At 73.8% G+C, this 22485-nt stretch carries 14 protein-coding genes; 6 read left to right on the forward strand and 8 right to left on the reverse strand.

Going from position 1 to position 22485, the window contains the following annotated elements; all coding sequences use genetic code 11:
• The first annotated feature begins 103 nt into the window (after window positions 1-103).
• Window positions 104-712 carry a hypothetical protein gene (locus tag ACIP5M_RS29085; protein WP_401202206.1) on the forward strand — a complete coding sequence of 203 codons (609 nt, stop codon included), beginning with the start codon at window positions 104-106 and terminating at the stop codon, window positions 710-712.
• A gap of 257 nt (window positions 713-969) precedes the next feature.
• On the opposite strand, the gene ACIP5M_RS29090 is transcribed toward ACIP5M_RS29085, so the two are convergent.
• The gene (locus tag ACIP5M_RS29090) at window positions 970-2574 is read right to left on the reverse strand and encodes a DUF6350 family protein (protein ID WP_401202207.1); all 1605 of its coding nucleotides are present in this window, start codon (window positions 2572-2574) and stop codon (window positions 970-972) included.
• Between the two features lie 119 nt (window positions 2575-2693).
• On the opposite strand from ACIP5M_RS29090, the gene ACIP5M_RS29095 reads away from it, so the two are divergent.
• Window positions 2694-5108, forward strand: a complete 2415-nt coding sequence (locus tag ACIP5M_RS29095) for a helix-turn-helix domain-containing protein (RefSeq protein WP_401202209.1) — start codon at window positions 2694-2696, stop codon at window positions 5106-5108.
• Window positions 5109-5200: 92 nt separating this feature from the next.
• Here ACIP5M_RS29095 and sucD read toward each other — a convergent pair whose 3' ends face one another.
• The 5 genes from sucD to ACIP5M_RS29120 form a co-directional block, all read right to left on the reverse strand.
• A complete protein-coding gene (sucD, locus tag ACIP5M_RS29100; RefSeq protein WP_215016991.1) occupies window positions 5201-6091 on the reverse strand; it encodes a succinate--CoA ligase subunit alpha in 891 nt (296 codons plus the stop codon).
• A 21-nt stretch (window positions 6092-6112) separates the two neighbouring features.
• Window positions 6113-7291 carry an ADP-forming succinate--CoA ligase subunit beta gene (gene sucC, locus ACIP5M_RS29105; protein ID WP_401202211.1) on the reverse strand — a complete coding sequence of 393 codons (1179 nt, stop codon included), beginning with the start codon at window positions 7289-7291 and terminating at the stop codon, window positions 6113-6115.
• Between the two features lie 279 nt (window positions 7292-7570).
• On the reverse strand, window positions 7571-8800 hold the full coding sequence (locus ACIP5M_RS29110) for a VWA domain-containing protein (RefSeq protein WP_401202213.1): 1230 nt from the start codon (window positions 8798-8800) through the stop codon (window positions 7571-7573).
• Between the two features lie 562 nt (window positions 8801-9362).
• The gene (locus ACIP5M_RS29115) at window positions 9363-11651 is read right to left on the reverse strand and encodes a DUF5682 family protein (protein WP_401202214.1); all 2289 of its coding nucleotides are present in this window, start codon (window positions 11649-11651) and stop codon (window positions 9363-9365) included.
• Window positions 11648-12754, reverse strand: coding sequence for an AAA family ATPase (locus ACIP5M_RS29120; protein ID WP_401202216.1), 1107 nt, complete (start codon window positions 12752-12754; stop codon window positions 11648-11650). Before ACIP5M_RS29120 ends, ACIP5M_RS29115 begins: the two co-directional genes overlap by 4 nt.
• 135 nt (window positions 12755-12889) lie before the next feature.
• Between ACIP5M_RS29120 and ACIP5M_RS29125 the strand changes: the two genes are divergently transcribed.
• Window positions 12890-14233, forward strand: a complete 1344-nt coding sequence (locus tag ACIP5M_RS29125; protein ID WP_401202218.1) for an SWIM zinc finger family protein — start codon at window positions 12890-12892, stop codon at window positions 14231-14233.
• Between the two features lie 277 nt (window positions 14234-14510).
• Window positions 14511-16085 (forward strand): DUF5691 domain-containing protein, encoded by a 1575-nt coding sequence (locus tag ACIP5M_RS29130; RefSeq protein ID WP_401202220.1) that lies wholly within the window; start codon window positions 14511-14513, stop codon window positions 16083-16085.
• A gap of 638 nt (window positions 16086-16723) precedes the next feature.
• Here the strand turns inward: ACIP5M_RS29130 and ACIP5M_RS29135 are convergent.
• Window positions 16724-17125 carry a cobalamin B12-binding domain-containing protein gene (locus ACIP5M_RS29135; RefSeq protein WP_401202222.1) on the reverse strand — a complete coding sequence of 134 codons (402 nt, stop codon included), beginning with the start codon at window positions 17123-17125 and terminating at the stop codon, window positions 16724-16726.
• A 174-nt stretch (window positions 17126-17299) separates the two neighbouring features.
• Here ACIP5M_RS29135 and ACIP5M_RS29140 point away from each other — a divergent pair, with 174 nt between their 5' ends.
• The gene (locus ACIP5M_RS29140; protein ID WP_401202224.1) at window positions 17300-18085 is read left to right on the forward strand and encodes an esterase/lipase family protein; all 786 of its coding nucleotides are present in this window, start codon (window positions 17300-17302) and stop codon (window positions 18083-18085) included.
• Window positions 18086-18307: 222 nt separating this feature from the next.
• Window positions 18308-19837: a M23 family metallopeptidase gene (locus ACIP5M_RS29145; protein ID WP_401202226.1), complete on the forward strand. Its 1530-nt coding sequence runs from the start codon at window positions 18308-18310 to the stop codon at window positions 19835-19837.
• Between the two features lie 52 nt (window positions 19838-19889).
• On the opposite strand, the gene pcrA is transcribed toward ACIP5M_RS29145, so the two are convergent.
• Window positions 19890-22424 carry a DNA helicase PcrA gene (gene pcrA, locus ACIP5M_RS29150; RefSeq protein WP_401202228.1) on the reverse strand — a complete coding sequence of 845 codons (2535 nt, stop codon included), beginning with the start codon at window positions 22422-22424 and terminating at the stop codon, window positions 19890-19892.
• Window positions 22425-22485 lie beyond the last annotated feature (61 nt).

Here is a 22485-nt window from a genome sequence, read left to right on the forward strand (position 1 = left end):
GTCTGGCCTACAAGCCGCAAGCAGGCCCAACAAGCCGCAATCAGGCCTCACCTCGCCACGACGTCGCCGTGACGTCCATGACACAGGGGAAGAAAAGCACCCGATGCCGGACCGCCGCCAGCCCGACTCCTCCACCGACGACAACCCCTTCGCGGCTCCCCCGGAAGGCCGGCCCGACCAGCCGTGGCAGCCGCGCGGCGGCGTCGACGGCGGCGGCACCGGCGGGCCCGGCGGGACCGACCCGAAGGACTCCGAGGGCCGGGGCGGCCCGGCGCGCTGGGACCCGACGGACCCGATCCAGCGCCGCGCCCGCTATGCGCTGCTGGCCGGCATGTGGGGCTTCTTCTTCGGCATCTTCGGCATCCCGTCGGTGGGCCTGCTGCTGGGGGCCCTGGCCCTGTACTGGGGCATCAGCGCCCTCCGCGGCAAGCCGGTGCCGTCCCGCGCGGACGCCCCCTCGGCGACGCCCCCGTCCCCCGGCGGCCTGGCCGCCCTGGGCGAAGCCGCCCGCCCCCAGCGCACGGCGGCGGTGAGCGGCCTGATCACGGCCTCGCTGGCGATCCTGCTGGCGATGACCTCGTACGCCTTGCAGCTGGCGTACAAGGACTTCTACGTCTGCCGCGACGACGCCCTGACCCAGTCGGCGGAACTCCAGTGCAACACCCTCCTCCCTGACAACATGGTGGGCACCATCCTGAAGGTCCGCCAGTAACTCCCCCGGCCTTGCCCCCGCACGAACAACTCCAGCCCCGCCGGCGCTTGAGGCGCGGGGGTGCAGGGGCGGAGCCCCGTTCTTGCACCCGCACCCGCCCACTCAGACCAGCAAAGTCCAGCCTCGCCGGCGATTGAGGCGCGGGGTCGGGGGCGGAGCCCCGATCTTGGACCCGCACCCGCCCACGCAGACCGGCAAACTCCAGCCCCGCCGGCGATTGAGGCGCGGGGCCCGGGGCGGAGCCCGGCGGCTCGCCGCTAGGCGGGCGGCTTGCGCCGCGCCAGCACCCGCACCCCCACCACCGGCGGCGCCAACGGCTCCGGCTGCCGCGCCACCACCGGCACCGGCACCTCCAGGGAGAAGCCCCGGACGATCGTCAACGCCCGCTGCGGCCGCGCCGCCCCCACCGGCGCCACCGCCACCTCACCGGCATCGGGAGCAGCCACCGCCTCAGAGGCCGGGGCCGGGGCCACCGGGACTGGAGCCGACGCCGCCGGGGCGGAAACGGCGGCCGAGGCCGCCGCCTGGCGAAGCGCCTCCCACCGGATCTCCCGCACCCCACTGTCGTGCCACCCGTCCTCCTCCCCCGCACCCCCCGCGACGGCCGGCCGCAGCCGCCACGCATGCACCCCCACCGCCACCGGCACGGCCAACACCAGCGTCCACCCGAAGGCCGCCGCCCCGACGGCCCACCACACCGGCCCGAAGTCGGCCAGCACCCGCGACCCCAGCGGCCCCGACGAGGCCGCCGCGAGCCCGGCCATGACCAGCCCGCACACCAGCGCGCCGAGACCGGCCGTGAGCGCGGTCTCCCCGTACGAGACCTCCCGCGCCCGGCGCACCGCGAACCACCCCACCGCCAGCCCGGCCACCACCGGCACCCCGGCGACCGCCCACGTCACCGGGTTCCCCGGCCCCTCGCCCGGCAGTGCCGCCAGCAGCGGGAACAACCGCGGCAGCGGGGGCGGCCCCTCGAAGCCGAGCGGGGTCACGGTCGTGCCGACGCCGAGGGCGAAGCCCGGCCCGAGGGCGTAGGCCGCGCCCCACACCATGGCGTTCGGGATCAGCGCGACCGCGAGCAGCAGGACCGCGAAGCGGCCCGACCACACCCCCGTCAGCGCCAGGAACGTCCCCTGGACCTCCGCGCCGTGCCAGGCGAGCGAGGCCCCCACGAGCAGCACACCGCCGCCCAGGAGTACGAGGGCTCCGCCCGCGCCGGCCCGGAGCGCCAGCGCGTAACGGGGGCGCGTGAGTGCCCGCCGTACGCCCCCCGGCACCCAGGAGGGGGGCGGCCCGAGCGGACGCCGCCGGGCCGCCCACACCCCACCGGCGGCGGCGAGCACGGCGACCAGCGGAACGTGCCAGGCCGCGCTCAGCGGATCGGCGGGCATGGGGCCGCCGGCCGCGTACACGGTGGCGAGGGCCCCGACGGCCAGGTACCCGCACACCACGGCGGAGAAGACCGCGCCGGCGGGCAGCACCGGCGCCTCCTCCCCTTCCTCCTCCGAGGCGCTGCCGAGCCGGGCCGCCCGCCGCATGAGCAGTACGGGCAGCGCCACGAGGAGCAGCGGGGTCAGGCCGACGGGCGCGGGCGCGCCGGACAGGGTCTCGTACCGCACGAGCTCCGTGCCGTGCGCGAGCAGCCACAGCCCGGCGGCGAGGTGCAGCGCCCCGCCGGGGCCGCTGTCGGGGTAGGGGGAGCTGATCCACAGCACGATGACGAGCACGGCGAGGAAGCCGAGCCCCAGTCCGGCCGCCACGGCACCGCCGACCACGCAGGCGGCCGCCGCCGGGGAACGGCGTCGACCGGCGGGTCGCGGGGCCGCGGACAACGGGGTCCCGCGTTCGGTCACTTGGGTCACCCCGCCATGGTGCCAACGACACGCGCTATGAGCGGGTAACAGGCGAATGCCCGTGGTGTCGCTCAATATACGTTTATGTACTTTTTCGCCCAGGGCTGCCGGGTCGCGGGGAGTGTGGCATGACACGAGGCGTCGAGACGAGCTCGGGGCTGGGCCTCCCCTCCCCGAAGGAACGCCGCAGACTGCGCGATTCGGCGGGGCTGTCATACGAGGAGGTCGCGGCGGCGGTGGGGGTGACCGCATCCACGGTGCGGTCATGGGAAACGGGCCGTACGGCTCCGCGCGGGCGCAAACGGGAGGCCTACGCAAGGTTTCTGACGAGCCTTGCGCAACCCCCGGCCCGGGAGCCCGTACCCGAACGCGCCGCCGCGGGCCCGGCGGACCGGCCCGCCGACGCCGAGGCACCGGCAGCCCCGCCCGTCGAGCCCGAGGCCACGCACCCCCGGGCGGACGCGCCCGCGCCCACGGAAGCCGTGACCCCGCCCGCCGTGACCGGAGTCGCACCGGACCCCGTGCACCACCAGCCGGGCCGGCCCTCCGGGGCCGGGACCCGCCCCAAGCCCGCCGCCAAGCGCGCCGCGAAGCCGCCGGGGGCCCTGCCCCGCCACGACGCCGGCAAGCTCCCGGCCAGGGCCGGCTCCGCCGTCGCGCCCACCGCAGCCGGCAGGCGCGACGCGGTCAACGAGCCGTACGGCGCCGAAGGATCGGGCGCGGCCGACGAGGCCGCACACCCCGCAAGCACCCCCGCGACCGAGGAAGCAGGCAGCTCCGACGGGGCCAACCGGCCCAGCGGAACCAGCAGATCGGACGCGGCCAACCGGGTCACGCTCCCGGCGGACACCACCGGCCCCACAGCGACCGACCGGTCCGATGGGCGCAGGGAGCCGGGCCGGCCCGGCAACCCGGCCGCCCCGACCACAGGAAACGGGGCCTGCGCTGACGACACGACAGGCGCCGCCGTCACGGCGCCTCCGGCCGACGCAGCCGACGCGTCCGGAGGGACCGAGTCCCGAGCGAAAGGCGCCGCACGCACGGCGGCAGACCCGGCGCCGCCCGGCCCGGCCGATCCCCGGATCGGGTGGGCCGGAGGCGGCGGGTTCGGTGTCGAGGCCGGGCCCACGCAGCCGCAGGCGCAGCGGGAGGCCGGGGGCGCGGGCACGCAGACGCAGCCGGAGGCGAAGGCCGGGGCCACGCAAGGGCAGCCGGACGCCGCAGCCAGGCCCCTGCAGGCGCAGGCGCAGCCGGACACCGCGGCCGGGAACGCGACCAAGCAAGCGCAGCCGGAGGCCGCGGCCGGGAACGCAGGCACGCAGACGCAGCCGGAGGCGAAGGCCGGGGCCACGCAGGCGCAGCCGGACGCCGCAGCCAGGCCCCTGCAGGCGCAGGCGCAGCCGGACACCGCGGCCGGGAAGGCGACCAAGCAAGCGCAGCCGGAGGCGAAGACCGGAAACGCGCATGCGCAGCCGGACACCGCAGTCGGCCCCCTGCAGGAGCAGGAGCAGGCGCAGCCAGACGCCGCAGCCGGGCCCACGAGGTCGCAGGCGCAGGCGGAGGCTGGGGCCGGGAACGCGGGCCCCCAAGCGCAGCCGGAGGCGAAGGCCGGGGCCACGCAGGCGCAGCCGGACGCCGCCGCCGGGCCCATGCGGTCGCAGGCGCAGCCGGAGCCTGAGCCTGAGGCGGAGCCCCAGGGCGGCACCGCCTGCGGCCGCCCCGCGGTGGGGTCCGGGCCCGGGGGTGCGTTCGACGCGCTCTACGGGTACGCCGCACCCGCCCTCGCCCGGCAGACCTACCTGCTCACCGGCCGCCGGGCCCTCGCCCTGGAAGCCGTGGAGCGGGCCTTCCAGCAGGCCTGGAGCCGCTGGCCCGAGGTGGCCACCGACCCCGACCCCGTGGGCTGGGTGCGCGCGGCCGCGTACGAGTACGCCCTCTCCCCCTGGCACCAGTTCCGCCGCGCCCACCGGCACCCCGACAAGGCCCCCGCCGAGCCCGCCGACCGGATCCTCCTGGACGCCGTGCTCGCGCTGCCCACCGTCCACCGCCGTACCGTCCTGCTCTACGACGGCGTCGGCCTCGACCTCCCCGACACCGCCGCCGAGACGGAGGCCAGCACCCCCGCCGCCGGCAGCCGTCTCCTCCACGCCCACGCCGACCTCGCCGACCGGGTCCCCGAACTGGCCGGCGTACCGCCGGAGAACCGGTCCGCGCTGCTGCACGAACGGCTCTCGACGCTGCGGCCCGCCGTCCGGCTCGAACCCCGCCGGGCGGCCGCCGTACGCGCCGCCGCCGAGCGCCGCAGCCGGCGGTGGGCACGCGCCGCCCTCAGCCTCACCGCGGTGATCGCCGTGGCGAGCGCCTACACCGTCGCGACCGCGCCCACCCAGTACGAGCCCCCGATCGCGCCCGGCGAGAGCGTCTCCGGGGTGCCCCCGCTCAGCGGGCCGCAGCGGCTCACCGATCAGGGCAAGGAGCTCCAGGAGAAGCTGCGCGGCGACCCGGCCGCCGGCCCGGCCCGCCTCGCCCCGCGGATCGATTGAGCGGCGGACGCGAGAACGGGCGTGGCCCGCACCCCCGGAATCCCGGAGGGGTGCGGGCCACGCCCGTGTGCGTACTGCTGCTGCGCCGGTGACTACTGCGCGGCGTTCAGGATCTCGCGCGCGAGCTTGGCCGTCTCGGTCGGCGTCTTGCCGACCTTGACGCCCGCGGCCTCCAGGGCTTCCTTCTTGGCCTGTGCGGTGCCAGAAGAACCGGAGACGATGGCACCGGCGTGACCCATGGTCTTGCCCTCGGGGGCGGTGAAGCCCGCGACGTAGCCGACGACCGGCTTGGTGACGTTCTTCGCGATGAAGTCCGCCGCACGCTCCTCGGCGTCGCCGCCGATCTCGCCGATCATGACGATCAGGTCGGTGTCGGGGTCGGCCTCGAACGCCTCCAGGGCGTCGATGTGCGTGGTGCCGATGACCGGGTCGCCACCGATGCCGACGGCCGAGGAGAAGCCGATGTCACGGAGCTCGTACATCATCTGGTAGGTCAGCGTGCCCGACTTGGACACGAGGCCGATGCGGCCGGGCTTGGTGATGTCGCCCGGGATGATGCCGGCGTTGGACTGGCCGGGGGTGATCAGACCCGGGCAGTTCGGGCCGATGATCCGCGTCTTGTTGCCCTTGGCGGTCGCGTACGACCAGAAGGCGGCGGAGTCGTGCACCGCGATGCCCTCGGTGATGACGACGGCCAGCGGGATCTCGGCGTCGATCGCCTCGACGACGGCGGCCTTGGCGAAGGCCGGCGGGACGAAGAGGACGGAGACGTTGGCGCCCGTCTTCTCCATCGCCTCGGCGACGGAGCCGAAGACCGGGACCTCGGTGCCGTCGAAGTCGACGGTGGTGCCGGCCTTGCGCGGGTTCACGCCGCCGACGATGTTGGTGCCGTCAGCCAGCATCAGCTTGGTGTGCTTCATGCCCGTGGCACCGGTCATGCCCTGGACGATGACCTTGCTGTCCTTGTTGAGGAAGATAGCCATGTGAGTCTGTGACCTCTGCCCTTACTTCGCAGCCGCGAGCTCGGCGGCCTTGTCGGCCGCGCCGTCCATGGTGTCCACGCGCTGGACCAGCGGGTGGTTGGCGTCCGAGAGGATCTTGCGACCCAGCTCGGCGTTGTTGCCGTCGAGACGGACGACCAGCGGCTTGGTGACCGCCTCGCCCTTGTCCTCGAGCAGCTGCAGCGCCTGGACGATGCCGTTGGCGACCTCGTCGCAGGCGGTGATGCCGCCGAAGACGTTGACGAAGACGGACTTGACGTCCGGGTCGCCGAGGATGATCTCGAGACCGTTGGCCATGACGGCGGCGGAGGCGCCACCGCCGATGTCCAGGAAGTTGGCGGGCTTGACGCCGCCGTGGTTCTCGCCGGCGTAGGCGACGACGTCGAGGGTGCTCATGACGAGACCCGCGCCGTTGCCGATGATGCCGACCTCACCGTCGAGCTTGACGTAGTTGAGGTTCTTCGCCTTGGCGGCGGCCTCGAGCGGGTTCGCGGCGGCGTGGTCCACGAACTCCTCGTGGCCCGGCTGGCGGAACTCGGCGTTCTCGTCGAGCGAGACCTTGCCGTCGAGCGCGATGACGTCGCCGGAGGCGACCTTCGCGAGCGGGTTGACCTCGACGAGGAGCGCGTCCTCGGCGATGAAGGTCTTCCAGAGGGTCACGAGGACCTCGGCGACCTTCTCGGCGACCTCGGCCGGGAACTGCGCCAGGGCGACGATCTCGCGGGCCTTCTCGATGGTCACGCCCTCGTTGGCGTTCACCGGGACCTTGGCGAGCTTCTCGGGGGTCTCCTCCGCGACCTGCTCGATGTCCATGCCGCCCGCGACCGAGGCCATGGCCAGGAAGGTGCGGTTGGTGCGGTCGAGGAGGTAGGAGACGTAGTACTCCTCCAGGATCTCCGGAGCGGTCTCGGCGATCATCACCTTGTGGACCGTGTGGCCCTTGATGTCCATGCCGAGGATGTCCGTCGCCCGGGCGACGGCCTCGTCCGGGGTGGCGGCCAGCTTCACGCCGCCGGCCTTGCCGCGGCCGCCGACCTTCACCTGCGCCTTGACGACCGACTTGCCGCCCAGCCGCTCGGTGGCCTCGCGAGCCGCCTCAGGCGTGTCGATGACTTCACCGGCCAGCACCGGTACACCGTGCTTGGCGAAGAGGTCCCTCGCCTGGTACTCGAACAGGTCCACGCGCGTCCGTCCCTTGTCTTTTTAAAGATTCGCAGTGATTCGCGGTTGTCTGCTATCTGCGTGGGCGTGCCGCGGAGGGCAACGTGACGGCGCTGTCACAAGGAAGGCGCACACGGTGACCGTGGACGCGGCATGTCCGTCCCGCAGGTTATCCCCGTGGGACGTAGGTCCCTAAATCGCAGATCACACCTGAGCGGTGATACCTGTCACAGATCGCCTCACGGTTGAACTGGAACTTCGTGTGATCTGCCCATTCCCTGTGATCCGCGCCGGGGCCGGTCAGGGCACCGGCAGAGGGCGCTTCTCGAGGGCCGCGGCCATCACCTCCGGGAACAGGTCGGGGGTGCAGGCAAACGCCGGGGCGCCAAGCGCCGCAAGGGCGGCGGCGTGTTCGCGGTCGTAGGCCGGGGCCCCTTCGTCGGACAGGGCCAGCAGGGTCACGAACTCGACCCCGGCGGCCTTCATGGCGGCGACGCGCTTGAGCATCTCGTTGCGTATGCCGCCCTCGTAGAGATCACTGATCAGGACGACGACGGTATCGGCGGGGCGGGTGATCTTCGACTGGCAGTAGGCGAGGGCCCGGTTGATGTCGGTGCCGCCGCCCAGCTGCGTGCCGAAGAGGACGTCGACCGGGTCGTCGAGCTGGTCGGTGAGGTCGACGACGGCGGTGTCGAAGACGACGAGGCGGGTCGCGATCGAGCGCATCGAGGCCAGCACCGCCCCGAACACGGAGGCGTAGACGACGGACGCGGCCATCGACCCCGACTGGTCGATGCAGAGGATCACCTCCTTCTTCACCGACTGGGCCGCACGGCCGTATCCGATGAGCCGTTCGGGGACCACGGTGCGGTACTCGGGCAGGTAGTTCTTGAGGTTGGCCCGGATCGTGCGGTTCCAGTCGATGTCGTGGTGGCGGGGGCGGCTGATCCGGGCGGACCGGTCGAGAGCGCCGGTGAGGGTCGCCCGGGTCCGCGTCGCGAGCTTCTGCTCCAGCTGCTCGACCACCTTGCGGACCACTGCCCGGGCCGTCTCCCTGGTGGTGTCGGGCATGGCCTTGTTCAGTGAGAGCAGCGTGCCGACCAGGTGGACGTCGGGCTCGACGGCCTCCAGCATCTCCGGCTCCAGCAGCAGGGCGGAGAGGCCGAGCCGTTCGATCGCGTCGCGCTGCATGACCTGGACCACGGAGCTGGGGAAGTACGTACGGATGTCCCCGAGCCAGCGGGCCACGTGCGGGGCGGACCCCCCGAGGCCTGCCGACCGGGACCCCTGCGCCTTGCGAGGGCCGCTCCCGCCGCGCTCCGCGCCCCCGCCGTACAGCGCGGCGAGCGTCCCGTCCATGGCCGCGTCCCGCCCGCTCAACGCGTACCCGGTCCCGTCGCCCTCTCCCCCGCCGAGCACCAGCCGCCACCGCCGGAGCCGTTCGCCTGCCGCGGGCCCCGCGTCGACGCCGTTGCCGTCACCGGCGGCCTCCGCGTCCCGCGCTGCCGCCGCGTCTGCAGTCCTGCCCATACGTCCCGTCCCCTGTCCGTGTCATGGTCTGCGACCCGTGCCGCCGACCGCCTCTCTTTGCTCCGCACCACCGCGGGGCACCACCGCGGCCACGACCGCGGGACACCGCTGCAGAGCACCGCTGCAGGGCACCGCTTCGGGGCCGCTTCGGGGGCCGCTGCGCGGAGCCTCTCCCCGCCCCGCCCTTTCTCCGTTCCCCGGGCTCCGCCCGGACCCGCGCCTCCATCGCCGGGCGCGGCTCAAAACCCTGGGGCTCCGCCCCAGACCCCGCGCCTCAAACGCCGGCGAGGCTGAATATGGCTGCTCCCGTCCGACACACCCAGCCCCGTCGGCGTTTGAGGCGCGGGGGTCCGGGGGCCGGCCCCCGGCAACGGCGCCGCACCCACAAGACCACGGGGGCACAATCAGCCCCGCCGGCGATTGAGGCGCAGGGGTCCGGGGCCGGCCCCCGGCAACGGCGCCGCACCCACAGGACGACGGGGGCAAATCAAGCCCCGCCGGCGATTGAGGCGCGGGGTGCGGGGCGGAGCCCCGGCCGCGGGGCCGGCTGGCTGAAGGCGGCTCAGGCCTCCGGTGTGCCGGGCGGCGGAGCGGCCAGGAGCAGGCGGACCAGCTCCACCACGGCGTCCGCCCGGGCGGGGTCGAGCTCCGGCGCGAAGCCCTCGGGGGCCGCGCCGCCGGCCGTCGCCGCAGCGGTGCCGGACGGCCCGCGGCGGACCAGCTCGCCCAGGGTCCGCTTCACGCCCGGCTCGTACGCTCCGAACGTCCGCCGCAGCAACGGCAGTACGTCGGTGAAGGCCCGCTCCGGCACCCCCACCAGCCAGCTGTCGATCAGCCCCAGCAGCCGGTCGTCGTGGACCAGCAGGGTCCCGCCGCCCGAGCCGCCGCCCGCGAAGCCGTCGATCCACCCCGCCGCGTCGGCCGGGGAGGCCGCCGGGGACAGGGCGAGCCCCATCAGCCGCGCCGTCTCCCCGGCCGGGAGCCGCCCCTCGTCCAGCAGCAGCCGGGCGGCACGGCCGCGTATCAGCCCCGGCACGGTGTCCCGACCGGCCAGCGTCCGCAGCACCGCGGACCACCTGTCCCGCAGCCCCTCCTCGGCGTCGGCCAGCAGTGCGACGGCCCCGTGCACCCCGTCCACATGGCCCCGCAGCTCCGCCGCCGCGTCGGCGTCCAGCCCGGCCGCGCAGGCCGGCGGCAACGCCACGCAGATCCGCTCGGCGAGCCCGGCCGCCACCGTGCCCAGCGCCGCCGCGTCGGTGCCCCGGACGTCCCCGTACCGCAGCGACCGGGCCAGTGCCGGCAGGGCCTTGGCGAGCCGCGCCACATCGGTGTCCAGCGCGGCCCGGTCCGCGAGCGTCCGCAGTACGGCGGGCAGCGCCTCCGACAGCCCGGCCAGCAGGCACCGCTCGGCCAGTGCCGTCACCTCGCCCAGCTCCCCGGCGCCCGCGGCGTCCGCTTCGGCCTTGGCGGTGGCCGCGGCCAGGACGGTGGTGCCCCAGATCCCGGCCTCGGCCACCCGCACCGAAAGCTCCGGCTCCCAGCACAGCCGCCAGGTCTCCCGGAAGGTGCCGGTACTGCTCCGGGAGGCGGTGGGCGTGCCCCAGCCGATGCCGAGCAGCCGCAGCCGGTGCAGCAGCAGGGACTTGGCCGCGTCCGTCTCCTTGCGCAGGTCGAGTTCCAGCTCGCGTTCCTGCGCTTCGGGCTTGAGCCGCAGCGAGCGCTGCTGCCGGCTCAGGTCGCGCTGGAGCGGTACGACCGGGGCCGTGTCCGGGACCTCGCCGAGCACGTCGCCGACGACCAGGCGGTCCTCTATCAGCGCGAGCGGTATCTCGGAACCGTCGCACATCACCGCCCGGACCGCTTCCAGGGTCTCCGTCAGCCCGGGCAGCGGCCGCCCCCGCATCGCGGCCAGGGTCCCGGCCAGCCGGACCGCCTCGATGACGTGCGCCGAGGAGACCTGCCGGTCCTCCTCCCGCAGCAGCCCCGCGACCTTGGTCAGCCACCGCTCCACGGGCCGGTCCGGGGCCGAGAAGAGGTGGGCGTACCAGCCGGGCGAGGCGATGCCCGCGCCGTACCCGCCGGCCCGAGCGAGCCTGCGGTGGGTCCAGGGCACCCAGGTGGTCTCCACCTTGACCTTGGGCAGACCGGTGAGCAGTGCCTTGTCGGCGGCCGCGGTGGTCTTCGTACGCAGGGCGGGGACGTGCCAGGCTCCGCACACCACGGCGTACGCGTCGCCGAACTCGCGGCGGGCGGCCCGCATCCGCTGCCGCATGTACGCCTCGCGGACCGGGTCTCGGGCGTGGCCGCCGTCGCCGTAGGCCTCGCGCAGGGCGCCCATGGCCTCGCCGAGCGCCTCGAACGCGCCGAGCGGGTCCTGCGGTCGGCCGTCGGCGCCCCGGTGTTCGACCACGTCCTCCCACCAGCGCTCCGGGTCGTCGTACCCGGCGGTCTCGGCCAGCACGGCGAGGGGGTCCAGCCGGACCGCGTCGGGCTCGCCCCCGTCCTGCCGGTCCCCTTCGGCCGCCAGGGTGTGCGCCGCCGGGAGGTCGATGAACCGGACCGGGACGTCCCGCGACTGGGCCCAGCGGATGGCGACCCATTCGGGGGAGAATCCGGCCAGTGGCCAGAACGCGGCCCGGCCCGGGTCGTCCGCCGCGTGCGCGAGGAGGGCGACGGGCGGCCGCATCCCCGGTTCGGCGGCGAGCGGCAGCAGCGCGTCCCCTTCGGGCGGTCCCTCGATGAGCACCGCCTTCGGCCGGGCCGCGTCGAGGGCCGCCCGTACGGCGCGCGCCGAGCCGGGCCCGTGGTGCCGTACGCCCAGCAGCAGCGGGCCCTGCGCGGTCCTGCTCATGCGGTCACCTCCCGGCAGGCGCGGTAGAAGTCCTTCCAGCCGTCCCGCTCGCGGACCACGGCCTCCAGGTACTCCTGCCAGACCACCTTGTCGGCGGCCGGGTCGCGGACGACCGCGCCGAGGATCCCGGCGGCCACGTCGGAGGGGCGCAGCACGCCGTCCCCGAAGTGGGCGGCCAGGGCCAGGCCGCCGGTGACGACGGAGATGGCCTCGGCGGTGGAGAGGGTGCCGCTGGGCGATTTCACCTTCGTACGGCCGTCGTCGGTGACTCCCTCGCGCAGCTCGCGGAAGACGGTGACGACGCGGCGGATCTCCTCCAGGCCTTCGGGCGCGGCCGGCAGGTCGAGGGAGCGGCCCATCTGGTCGACGCGGCGGGCGACGATGTCGACCTCGGCTTCGGCGGTGGCGGGCAGGGGCAGGACCACGGTGTTGAAGCGGCGGCGCAGCGCGCTGGAGAGCTCGTTGACCCCGCGGTCGCGGTCGTTGGCGGTGGCGATGAGGTTGAACCCGCGCACGGCCTGCACCTCTTCGCCGAGCTCCGGTATCGGGAGGGTCTTCTCGGACAGGACGGTGATGAGGGTGTCCTGGACGTCGGCGGGGATGCGGGTCAGTTCCTCGACGCGGGCGGTCATGCCGTCGGCCATGGCCCGCATGACGGGGCTGGGGACGAGGGCTTCGCGGCTGGGGCCGTGGGCGAGGAGCCGGGCGTAGTTCCAGCCGTAGCGGATGGCTTCCTCGGGCGTGCCGGCGGTGCCCTGGACGAGGAGGGTGGAGTCTCCGCTGACGGCGGCGGCGAGGTGCTCCGACACCCAGGTCTTGGCGGTGCCGGGAACGCCGAGCAGGAGCAGGGCCCGGTCGGTGGCCAGGGTGGTGACGGCGACTTCGACGATGCGGCGCGGTCCCACGTACTTGGGTGTGATGACCGTGCCGTCGGGCAGTTCGCCGCCGAGCAGGTAGGTGGCGACGGCCCACGGGGAGAGCTTCCAACGGGTCGGGCGGGGCCGGTCGTCGGCGGCTTCCAGGGCTTTCAGTTCGTGCGCGAAGGCGTCCTCGGCGTGCGGTCGCAGCGCCTGGGCTCCCGTGGTGTTCTCGGGCATGGTCATGGTCCCCCTCCAATGCTCGGCAGCCGCTCCCGACTGCTGGGATCCACGGTGCACCACACCACTGACAACGCCCCCTGCCCAGACTGTTGTTGCAGGTCAGGGCGATTGTCAGTGGGGGTCCGTACGGTGGTTCACATGACTGAGCAGGGGGTCCGCTGGACGGCGGAACAGGTACTGGCTCTGGCTCCTGACGATGCCTCACGCAAGGCGGGAAGCAGACTCGGCGGGGCGGGGCCGTGGTCGCAGATCGGAGGTTCCGCTTCCGGTTCGGTGTGGGGGTTGTGCAAGGGCAGTGGCAGTACGCCGTACCGCACGGTCGTGGATCTGGCCGGGCCGGCGTACAAGTGCTCCTGCCCGAGCCGGAAGTTCCCGTGCAAGCACGCGCTGGGGCTGCTGCTGCTCTGGTCGGCCGAGGGGGTGGGCGAGCCGGGCGAGCCGCCCGAGTGGGCCGCGCAGTGGCTGGCGGACCGGGCGGCGAAGGCCGCGGCGCCGGCTGCGGGAGCCGGCAGACCGGTGGACGAGGAGGCGGCGCGGCGGCGGGCCGAGCGGCGGGCGGCCCGGATCGGCGCGGGCGTCACCGAGCTGGAGCAGCGGCTGGCCGATCTGCTGCGCGGCGGCCTCGCGGGCCAGGAGCAGGCCGGGTACGCGGCGTGGGAGGAGACCGCGGCGCGGATGGTCGACGCCCAGGCCCCCGGACTGGCGGGGCGGGTAAGGGAGTTGGGCACGATACCCAGTTGCGGCCCCGGCTGGCCCGCCCGGATGCTGGAGGAGGCGGCGCTGCTGCACCTGCTGGACCGGGCCTGGCTCGGGGTGGCCGCGTTGCCGGATCAGCTGGCGGCGACGGTGCGCAGCCGGGTGGGACTGCCGGCCTCCGGGGAGGGGGAGGCCGTACGGGACCGATGGCTGGTGCTGGCCCAGAACGACTCGGTGTCGCCGGACGGGCGGCTCACCACCCGCCGGATATGGCTGCGCGGGCTGGAGGGCGGCCGGCCGGCGCTGGTACTGGACTTCGGACCGCCCGGCCGGCCTCCGGGGCTGGCGTTGCCGGTGGGGCTGGTGCTGGAGGCGGAAGTGCGCTTCCGGCCCGGGTCGGCGGGGTTGCTGGCGGATCTCGGGGAGAGGTTCGCGGCGGCCGCGCCGTGCACGGAGGTTCCGGTCGCGGTGAGTACGGGGGCGGCTCTGGAGGCCTACGGGGCGGCGCTGCGGGAGGACCCGTGGCTGGAGTCCTGGCCGGTGGTGCTGGGTCCGGTGATCCCCATACCGGGAGAGCTGGGCTGGCAGCTGGCGGACGCGGAGGGCGACTCCGCCCTGCCGGTGCCGCAGACCGGGGCCGGGAGCCGGTCCCGGCCGGGCCTGTGGCAGCTGGCCGCGTTGTCGGGCGGGGGCCCGGTGACGGTGTTCGGGGAGTGCGGCCACCGTGGCTTCACCCCCCTGACGGCCTGGCAGCCGGACGCTCCGGAACCGGTGGCGCTGGCCTGACGGGCGCGGGGGTGGGGTCGGGGACAAAGAGATCGCCGAGGGAAACCACTGAGGAAACCGCGGGGGCCTGGGGGCCCGTATGCCGTCCGCGCGGACGGCGGGGAGGGAAACACGCGGCGCCGGGGCGCCGTACGGGGAACGGGGAGCAACGAGAAGCCGGGGGGCTTTTGTGAACGACAACCACGCCAGTTGAGCGCAGTTGAGCGGCACATGGACTGCTCCGGTCCCGCGGAGGGGGCGGGACCGGAGCGCGGTATCCAGGGAGGGGAGAGGGCTGATGGGCATGGGTGACGAGGAGTACGGGGACTGGGAGGAGCTGGTCGGTGCGGCACTGCTGGGCACCGACCGGCGGCAGGACGGCCGCGGTCCGGAGGCCCTGTTGGACGCGGCGGCCGTGCAGACCGCGCGGCGGCGGGCCGGGCTGAGGCCGGCCGCGGCGGGGCCCCGCCCGGAGCCCGCGCCGCTGGATCCGCGTCCGGCGCCACCGGCGGCGGCCCGGCGGCGGCTCGCACAGCTGCTGGCCGGCCGGACCGGTGCGGGCAGCGGCGGCGGGCGGCGCGGGGCCGCGCCGGACCTGACGGAGCTGCTGCCCCAATGGCTGGCCGCGGCCGGGCGGCACGGTTACCGCTCGCCGGCCGCGCTCGTACCGGCGCTGCTGGACGCGGCCCGGGCCCGTACGGATCTGCGGCCGCAGGCGCTGGCGTTGGCCGGGGCGCGCGGCATGTGGCTGGCGCGGCTGAATCCGGACTGGCGCTTCGCCCTGCGCGGTGGCGTGGGCGGGGCCGGGCAGCTGCCGGACGTGACGGACGCGGCCGGAGTGGAACGGCTGTGGCAGGAAGGGTTGTTCGCGGAGCGGGTGGCGCTCCTGGGTGCGGTACGGGCCCACGACGCGGCGGCCGCGCCGAGGCTGCTGGCGACGACCTGGGCCACCGAGCGGGCCGAGGACCGGCTGATGTTCCTCGATTCGCTGCGCGTGGGGCTGTCGGAGGGGGACGAGCCGTTCCTGGAGGCGGCGCTGGGTGACCGCAGTCGCAATGTCCGCGCGACGGCCGCCGAGCTGCTGTCCGCTCTGCCCGGCTCGGCACTGGCCGGGCGGATGGCGGAGCGCGCCCTGGCCTGCGTGGGTCCCGAGGGGGTGACCCCGCCGGCCGAATGCGACGCGGGGATGCTGCGGGACGGGGTGGTCAGACAGCCACCGGCCGGACGGGGGGAACGCGCCTGGTGGCTCGGGCAGTTGGTGGAGGCGGCGCCGCTGTCCTGCTGGGCGGAGCGGTTCGGGGGGATGCGGCCGGCGGAGCTGGTGGCGCTTCCGGTCGCCGAGGGCGAGGTCTGGCGGGAGGAGCTGCACGCGGCGTGGTGCCGGGCGGCCGTGCGGCAGCGGAACGCGGAGTGGTCGCGGGCCCTGCTCGGCCCGGCCTCCGCCCCGCCCGCGGCGGGCCCGGGGACGGCCTCGCTCGCGGAACGGGCGAAGCTGCTGGAGACCCTGCCGGATGCGGAACGGGCTGACTGGGTCGCGGAGTTCATACGGGCCCACGGGCTGTCGGAGGCCTTTCAGCTGCTCGGGGTGTGCGTGGTGCCGTGGGCGGGGGCGCTGGGGAGGGCTGTCGTGGACGCGCTGGAGGCGGCGCGGGAGGCGGGCAGCTACCCGTGGAGCTTCAGCGGGGTGATGGGGCTGGCGGAGCGCTGCCTTGATCCTGCGGAGGCCGGGCGGCTGGAGGCCCTGACCGCGGGGGCGGAGGATCCGGCGGACACGTCGCCCGGCGCCGCCGCGTACTGGGGGGAGGCGTTTCAGCGGCTGGTGGCCACCCTTCGCTTGCGCGAGGCGATGCTGTCCGAACTGGCCTCGGTGTAACCCCTCGGGCTCCGCCCCGGGCCCCGCGCCTCAAACGCCGGCGAGGCTGAACAGGGTGCCGTCCGCCGTCAGGTGTCCCTCAAGGATCCGGGGCTCCGCCCCGGATCCCGCCTCCTCAAACGCCGGAGGGGCTGCATGGGGTCCCGCGTGGCCGTCAAGTGCCCCTCACAGATCGGGGCTCCGCCCCGTACCCCGCTCCTCAAACGCCGGAGGGGCTGGATTTTGCCCGCCTGAGTGGGTAGGTGCGGGCGCGCAGCTGGTTCCCTGCCCTGGGCCTGGCAACAGCCGAGCAGACGCAGTCAGCCCCTGCGGCGTATGAGGCGCGGGGTTCCGGGGCGCAGCCCCGAGCTCCGCCAGGCCGTGGCGGCTAGGTCTCGGGTTCCATGGCGAAGCCCTCGAACTCCGCCAGGCCGCGCCGACGACGTCGCGGGTTCCATGGCGAAGCCCGCGAGCTCTACCAGGCCGCGCCCGGCGAGGTCGCGGGTTCCACGGCGAAGCCCCCCGGGCTTCACCAAGCCGTGCCAGCGACATCGCGGGTTCCGGGGCGAGGCACCCCCGAGCTCCACCAGGCTGCGCCGGCGACATCGCGGGTTCCAGGGCGGAGCCCCCGGGCTTCGCCAGGCCGCGCCCGCCGGGGGCTACACGCGGACGTGGGCGCGGACCCAGTCGACGATCGCGGTCGTCGTCGCGCCCGGGGTGAAGATTTCGGCCACGCCCTTCGCCTTCAGGGGGGCGATGTCGTCCTCCGGGATGATGCCGCCGCCGAAGACCTTGATGTCCTCCGCGTCGCGCTCCTTCAGGAGTTCCAGTACGCGCACGAACAGCGTGTTGTGGGCGCCGGAGAGGATCGAGAGGCCGATCGCGTCGGCGTCTTCCTGAATCGCGGTGTCCACGATCTGCTCGGGGGTCTGGTGCAGGCCTGTGTAGATGACCTCCATGCCCGCGTCCCGCAGGGCGCGCGCGATCACCTTGGCGCCGCGGTCGTGGCCGTCGAGACCCGGCTTGGCCACCACCACACGGATCGGACCGGTCACACCCATCGCACTGCCTCCCGAGTGAACGAACGTTAAGTACAGCATCGCGCACGCCACCGTTTCACGGTCAACCAGGAGGGGGAAATCACACGAGGGACGGCATTGCGCCACCGTGCCGACAGCCGCACGGCACGGTGGCGCTACCGGCCGCAGTCCCGAAAAGGCTCAGGGGAGGCCGTCATGGGGCTGTCCATACCCTTGTCCGGTGCCGCGCTGCGGGCCGGGGCGCTCGAGGTGGTCGTCCTCGGGGGGCATCTCCTCCTCTATCCCACCGGGGTGCGCCAGGAGAGGACCGGCAGCCAGGCGGGCACCGCCGGGTCCGCCGGTGCGCGGCCTCCCGTGCTGCTCCTGCACGGCTTCTCCGACAACCGCTCCGTCTTCGTCCTCCTGCGCCGCGCCCTCGGGGCGGACGGCCGCCGGCACGTGGAGGCGTACAACTACTCGCCCTTCACCCGCGACCTGCGTGTCACCGCCCGCCACCTCGCCCGGCGCGTCGAGGAGCTGTGCGCGCGCACCGGGCAGGAGCGGGTGGATCTGGTGGGGCACAGCCTGGGCGGGCTGGTCGGCCGGTACTACGTCCAGCGCCTCGGCGGCGACGCCCGCGTCCGTACGCTCGTCACGCTCGGCACCCCGCATTCCGGGACGCTGGTCGCCCCCTTCATGGACGCGCACCCGCTGGTGCGCCAGATGCGGCCCGACTCCGAGGTGCTGGCCGAGCTGGCCGGTCCCGCGCCCGGCTGCGCGACGCGATGCGTGGCGTTCTGGAGCGAGTTCGACGTCGTGATGGCCCCCGTCGGCACGGCCCGGATCGAGCATCCGGATCTACGCGTGGAGAACGTGCAGGTCACGGGCATCGGACACCTCGCGCTCCCCGCCCACCCCACCGTGATCGCTGCGGTGCGGCGCGCGCTCGACGGCCCCGGGCCGACCGCCGTGGAGCGTGCGGGAGCCGCGTCCGTCGCTTAGACGCCGGACCGCCAGAAGTCGAACGAATTTCGAACTCAAGGCCAAGGCTGCGTCTTTCGGCGACCGAAAGGCGGCCGAATGCCCGGTTCCCGCGATGTGGAAACCCGCCGAAGATTGTCGTTGTGAGTAACCGCCGGGTACAGTCACGCCACTGCTCTCCTCCGGGGAACCTCTGATTCCCCGGCCACCCAGGCCACCACTGCCGAGGCGAAAGAGAAGTTGGTGAACGACCGCCCCTCGCCGGGCCAGTACCCGGATCCCGGGTATGACGGCCTTGCCACCACCACTTTCGCTGGTGATTCCACCTACGTTTCCTATGAAACGCAGGGTCAGGGCGTCAACTACGCCGCATACGGCTCCTATGAGACCGGCGCGTACGACACCACGGCGTGGACCTCACAGGACGCCTACCTCTCCACGATCCCGGCTCAGACCAACGCCTGGAACACGCCGGACACCGACTACTCCGGCTACGCGCAGTACCAGCCGCAGCCGTCCTTCGGCTACGACACCACCGCCGAGCAGACGCAGACCGGGCACTGGACGGTGCCGGGCTACGAGACGCTGATGGGTGGCGAGACCGGCGCGTACGACGCCACCGCCTGGAACACCGCCGCCCCCGTCACGCCCGACGCCACCGAAGCACCGGTACAGCAGCCCGACGCCGGCTACGCGTACGAGTACGCGTACGACGCCTACCAGCCTGCGCCGACGGAGCAGCTGCACCATCCGCAGCAGCAGCAGCAGGAATACGCGTACGAGGCCTACGCCTACGAAACCCCTGCGCCCGCCCCCGAGCCCCACGCGTACGCCGAGACCACCGTCTTCGACGGGAACGAAGTACTCGACGGGCTCGGAGAGTTCGAAGAGCTGGTCGACGGCGAAACGCCCGAGGTGCACGACCTCCCGACCCAGGCCATGCCCGTGACCTCCGCTCCGCGCTCCGCGCGCCGGACCGCCGGCAAGGGCAACGCCAAGGCCGGCGCGAAGGGCAACGGCAAGGCGGGCAACACCCGTCGGCGCACCCCGGCGAAGCGTTCCGCCCTGCTGACCGTGGCCGTGCCCTCCGCCTGCGTGATGGGTGTCGCGGGTGTCGCCGCCGCCTCCGTCGGCGGACTGACCGGCACGGACAAGCCGGCCGAGGACACCACCACGATGGCCGCGCCCGACCCGGCCTCGGTCAAGCCCGTCGCGGCGAACACCAAGCTCGACACCCAACTGGCCGCGCTCAGCGCCGACGCGGGCGACTTCGCGGACCGCGCGAGCCGCACGCAGGAGCGCATCGACCTGCGCCAGCGCCAGGACGAGGAAAAGAAGAAGAAGGCCGAGGAAGAGGCGGCGAAGGAAGCCGCCCGCCCCAAGTTCGCGATCCCCGTCGCACAGCACGGCCTCAGCGCCAGCTTCGGGCAGGCCGGCGGCATGTGGATGTCCGTGCACACCGGTATCGACTTCCCGGTCGGCTACGGAACCCCGGTCATGGCCGCCACCGACGGCACCGTGCGCACCCAGTGGAACAGCGCCTACGGCAACATGGCGATAGTGACCGCGCCCGACGGCACGGAGACCTGGTACTGCCACCTCAGCAGCACCAAGATCCGGTCCGGCAAGGTCAAGGCGGGCGACGTCATCGCGTACTCCGGCAACTCGGGCAACTCCACCGGCCCGCACCTCCACTTCGAGGTACGGCCCGGTGGCGGTTCCGCGATCGATCCCCTGGCGTGGCTGCGCAGCCACGGCCTGGACCCGCGCTAGCCGACGGCCTCGAGCCGCCCCGCTGCCAGGCCGCCGGCCCCCAGACTGCCCGCTACAGCTTCTGGACCGGCGCGTAGCGCAGGAGCAGGCGCTTCGGCTTGTCGTCCCCGAAGTCGATGGTGGCCTGCGCGTCGGCGCCCGCGCCCTTGACCTCCATCACGGTGCCGAGCCCGAACTGGTCGTGCGTGACCCGGTCCCCGACCGCCAGGGAGATCACCGGCTTGTCGGCGGCCCGGCGCGTGGCGAAGCCGGACGGGCCCGACTTCGTACGCGACGAGGACAGGAACGCCTCCGGCGAGGTGCCGAACGAGGCCTTTCCGCCGCCGAAGCCCGAGCCGGACCCCGAAGACCCGTACCCGGAGCTCCGCATCGGACCGGCCGGCTTCTGTGCCGCGCCCGTGCGCTTCCACTGGAGGTACTCGTCCGGGATCTCCTCCAGGAACCGCGACGGCGGGTTGTACGAGGGCGTGCCCCAGGCGCTGCGCATCGAGGAGCGCGTCAGGTACAGCCGCTCGCGCGCCCGCGTGATGCCCACGTACGCGAGGCGGCGCTCCTCCTCGAGCTCCTTGGTCTGGCCGAGCGCCCGCATGTGCGGGAAGACCCCGTCCTCCATGCCGGTCAGGAAGACCACCGGGAACTCCAGGCCCTTGGCGGTGTGCAGGGTCATCAGCGTGATGACGCCCGTGCCTTCGGTGTCCTCGTCCGGGATCTGGTCGGAGTCGGCGACGAGCGCCACCTGCTCCAGGAACTCGGCCAGGGTGCCGGCGCCGGGAGCCGGGGCGCCGGTCTCGGCCGCCTCGGCGGCCGCCGCCTCCCGGGCCTGCTCGAACTCCAGCGCCACGGCGGCGAGTTCCTGGAGGTTCTCGATGCGCGTCTCGTCCTGCGGATCCGTCGACGCCTGGAGCTCGGCGAGGTAGCCGGTGCGCTCCAGCACCGCTTCCAGGACCACCGCCGGGCCCGCGCCCGAGTCGACGATCGTGCGGAGCTCCTCCATCAGCACGTTGAACCGCTTCACCGCGTTCGTCGAGCGCGCGGCCATGCCGAAGGCCTCGTCCACGCGCCGCAGCGCCTGCGGGAAGGTGATCTTCTCGCGCATCGCGAGGGCGTCGATCATCGCCTCGGCGCGCTCGCCGATGCCCCGCTTGGGCGTGTTCAGGATCCGGCGCAGCGGCACGTTGTCCTCGGGGTTCGCGAGGACGCGCAGGTACGCGAGAACGTCGCGGACCTCCTTGCGCTCGTAGAAGCGGACGCCGCCGACGACCTTGTACGGGAGGCCGACGCGGATGAAGATCTCCTCGAAGACACGCGACTGCGCGTTGGTCCGGTAGAAGATCGCGACGTCGCCCGCCTTGGCGTCCCCCGCGTCGGTCAGCCGGTCGATCTCGTCGGCGACGAACTGCGCCTCGTCGTGCTCGGTGTCCGCGACGTAACCGGTGATGACGGCGCCGGTGCCGGCCTGGGTCCACAGGTTCTTGGCGCGGCGGTTCTCGTTGCGCTCGATGACCGCGTTGGCGGCGGAGAGGATCGTCTGCGTGGAGCGGTAGTTCTGCTCCAGCAGGATCGTCGTCGCGTCCTTGTAGTCCTCCTCGAACTGGAGGATGTTGCGGATGGTCGCACCGCGGAAGGCGTAGATCGACTGGTCGGCGTCACCCACCACGCAGAGCTCGGCGGGCGGCAGGTCCGGGTAGCCGGTGCCGACCAGCTCGCGCACGAGCGTGTACTGGGCGTGGTTGGTGTCCTGGTACTCGTCGACGAGGACGTGCCGGAAGCGGCGCCGGTAGTGCTCGGCGACGTCCGGGAACGCCTGGAGCAGGTGGACCGTGGTCATGATGATGTCGTCGAAGTCGAGCGCGTTGGCCTCGCGCAGCCGCCCCTGGTACATGGCGTACGCCTGGGCGAGGGTCTTCTCGAAACCGTCGGCGGCCTGGTCGGCGAAGGCTTCCGCGTCGATCAGCTCGTTCTTGAGGTTCGAGATCTTGGCGTTGAAGGACTTCGGCGGGAACTTCTTCGGGTCCAGGTCCAGGTCGCGGCAGACGAGCGCCATGAGGCGCTTGGAGTCGGCGGCGTCGTAGATCGAGAAGGAGGACGTGAAGCCGAGCCGCTTGGACTCGCGGCGCAGGATGCGGACGCACGCGCTGTGGAAGGTGGAGACCCACATGGCGTTCGCGCGCGGGCCGACGAGGCTCTCGACGCGCTCCTTCATCTCGCCGGCGGCCTTGTTGGTGAAGGTGATCGCCAGGATCTGGCCGGGGTGGACGTTCCGCGCGGCGAGCAGGTGGCCGATGCGGTGGGTCAGCACCCGGGTCTTGCCGGAGCCTGCGCCGGCCACGATGAGCAGCGGGGAGCCCGCGTGCACCACGGCCGCGCGCTGCTGCTCGTTCAGCCCGTCGAGGAGCGTCGCCGGGTCGATGACGGGCCGCGGGGCGCCGTCCCGGTAGTACGCGTCCCCGGACATGGGCATGTCGAAGCGGCCGCCGAAGAGATCGTCGGCGCCCGGCTCGGGGGCGGCGTGATCCTCGGGCGGCGGAGGGACCTCGTCGGAGGGGGTGAGGTCCGCCAGGAAACTGTCGTCAAAGAGGCTGCTCATCGCATTCCGAGTCTAGGGGGCGGGACCGACAGCCGGTTCCGCCCCCGGAAATTCGTCTCGT

It is taken from the genome of Streptomyces sp. NPDC088762, from assembly GCF_044750905.1.
In the GTDB taxonomy this organism is placed as follows: Bacteria; Actinomycetota; Actinomycetes; order Streptomycetales; family Streptomycetaceae; genus Streptomyces.

Bases quoted from the DNA above. Each gene is read 5' to 3' on its own strand.
- ACIP5M_RS29085 (WP_401202206.1), top strand. From the start codon at position 104: ATGCCGGACCGCCGCCAGCCCGACTCCTCCACCGACGACAACCCCTTC.
- ACIP5M_RS29095 (WP_401202209.1), top strand. From the start codon at position 2,694: ATGACACGAGGCGTCGAGACGAGCTCGGGGCTGGGCCTCCCCTCCCCG.
- sucD (WP_215016991.1), bottom strand. From the start codon at position 6,091: ATGGCTATCTTCCTCAACAAGGACAGCAAGGTCATCGTCCAGGGCATG.
- ACIP5M_RS29110 (WP_401202213.1), bottom strand. From the start codon at position 8,800: ATGGGCAGGACTGCAGACGCGGCGGCAGCGCGGGACGCGGAGGCCGCC.
- ACIP5M_RS29115 (WP_401202214.1), bottom strand. From the start codon at position 11,651: ATGAGCAGGACCGCGCAGGGCCCGCTGCTGCTGGGCGTACGGCACCAC.
- ACIP5M_RS29120 (WP_401202216.1), bottom strand. From the start codon at position 12,754: ATGACCATGCCCGAGAACACCACGGGAGCCCAGGCGCTGCGACCGCAC.
- ACIP5M_RS29125 (WP_401202218.1), top strand. From the start codon at position 12,890: ATGACTGAGCAGGGGGTCCGCTGGACGGCGGAACAGGTACTGGCTCTG.
- ACIP5M_RS29130 (WP_401202220.1), top strand. From the start codon at position 14,511: ATGGGCATGGGTGACGAGGAGTACGGGGACTGGGAGGAGCTGGTCGGT.
- ACIP5M_RS29135 (WP_401202222.1), bottom strand. From the start codon at position 17,125: ATGGGTGTGACCGGTCCGATCCGTGTGGTGGTGGCCAAGCCGGGTCTC.
- ACIP5M_RS29140 (WP_401202224.1), top strand. From the start codon at position 17,300: ATGGGGCTGTCCATACCCTTGTCCGGTGCCGCGCTGCGGGCCGGGGCG.
- pcrA (WP_401202228.1), bottom strand. From the start codon at position 22,424: ATGAGCAGCCTCTTTGACGACAGTTTCCTGGCGGACCTCACCCCCTCC.